The sequence below is a fragment of the Myxococcus llanfairpwllgwyngyllgogerychwyrndrobwllllantysiliogogogochensis genome, from assembly GCF_006636215.1.
Classification (GTDB): Bacteria; Myxococcota; Myxococcia; order Myxococcales; family Myxococcaceae; genus Myxococcus; species Myxococcus llanfairpwllgwyngyllgogerychwyrndrobwllllantysiliogogogochensis.
This window is the reverse complement of record NZ_VIFM01000526.1, coordinates 1-1579: the sequence shown is the minus strand read 5'-3', so window position 1 is coordinate 1579 and position 1579 is coordinate 1. Positions and strand designations below refer to the sequence as shown.

Here is a 1579-nt window from a genome sequence, read left to right as displayed (position 1 = left end):
CCGCCTCCCCCAGCCGCGCCTCCACGCCCTTGCGCGCCTCGGCCTCCTCGACGAGCCGCCCCTCCGCCGCGCCGCGCTCCCCGGCCTCCATGAGCGAAATCGCCGCCAGCCCGAGCTCCCGGCGCGCCAGCTCCTCCTGCTCGCCCTTGTTCTTCTCGTGGGCGGCCATGGACAGCCGGCTGTACACCTCCGTGCCGGTCATCCGCTCCAGCAACTCCGCGCGCTCGCTCGCATCCGCCTTCAAGAAGGCCGCGAACTCCCCCTGCGCCAGCAACGCCGAGCGGCGGAACTGGTCGAACGACAACCCCAGCCGCTCCTGGATGGCCGCCAGCACCTCGCCCTTGGTGCGGCCGAACTGCTGTCCCGTGGCCACCTCCGTGAGCGTCATCTCCTGAGGCCGGAAGCGCCCCTCCGCGCGACTGCGCGCCCGCCACACCGACCAGCGGGCCCGGTAGCGCTTCCCATCCTTCCCCTGGAAGTCCACCTCCGCGAAGCCCTCGCCCGCGCCCCGCCGCAGCATGCCGCGCACGTCATACGCGGACAGCCGCGCCTCCTCCTCCTCGTCCGCGCGCCCCACCGGGACACCACCCCGCCCGCCCAACCTCGGCGTCCGGTCGAACAGCGCCAGGCACAGCGCGTCCAGCAGCGTGCTCTTGCCCGCGCCCGTCGCGCCCGTAATCGCGAACAGCCCCAGCCTGTCGAGCGGCGGCCGGTCCAGCTCCAGCGCGAACGTCCCCGCGAAGCTCGTCAGGTTGTTGCCCCGGATGCAGAGGACCTTCATGACGCGTCCTCCTGCACCTGGGTCAGCAGCGTGTGGAATGCCTCCAGCAACACCTCCGAGGGCGGCTCCTCGTAGTCACGCGCATACCTCGCCCGGAAGACGTCCTCGGGCGTGCGCTCACGCAGCGACAGCCCTGGCTGGACCTCCGCCAGCGCGCCGCCCGTGCCTGTGTACGCGGGCGTCAGCTTCACCAGCCGCGCCGCGCGCCCCTCCAGCGCCTTCTCTACCTTCTGCCGCAGCGACGGCTCCGGTCGGGGCAGCGACACACAAACCTCCAGGTAGGGACGCCGCCACTCCACCGCGTCCTCCTCCAGCGCCGGCAACGCCTCCAGCAACGCCAGCACCTCCTCCAGCGTCGCGGCGTCCCGCGCCGGCACGCGCACCATCTCCGCGCGACGCGGCACGGGCAGGGACTGCACGGCCTCCAGCGCGTCCCCCTTCAAATCCACCAGCAACACCTGGTGCCGATATCCCGCCTCCGACAGCGACAGCGGCAGGGGCGAGCCGCTGTAGCGCACGCCCTCGCGCCCACCCACGCGCTGCGCCTTGTGCAGGTGCCCCAGCGCCGCGTACGCGACATCGTCCGAGAACAGCTCCACGGGCAGCGCGTGCTGGTTGCCGCCCAGAATCTTCCGCTCGCTGAGCACCGAGAGCTCCGAGCCCGTCATGTAGCAATGGCCCATGGCCACCAGCGCCTGACCCGGCTGACGTCGGTGCCGCGCGGCGTCCAGCACCTCCGAGTACACCGCGCGAACGCCCTCCACCAACCGGTCCCCCGCCCTGTCTCTTATACACAAC

2 protein-coding genes are annotated in these 1579 nt (G+C 72.1%); both read right to left on the bottom strand.

The window, feature by feature from the left end; all coding sequences use genetic code 11:
- Window positions 1–781: AAA family ATPase (locus FJV41_RS49080; RefSeq protein WP_141649495.1), on the bottom strand; the 781-nt coding region annotated here is incomplete at its 3' end.
- Window positions 778–1579, bottom strand: an 802-nt coding sequence (locus FJV41_RS49075; protein ID WP_181791516.1) for an exonuclease SbcCD subunit D C-terminal domain-containing protein, incomplete at its 5' end; no start/stop codon positions are given. The genes FJV41_RS49080 and FJV41_RS49075, both read right to left, overlap by 4 nt.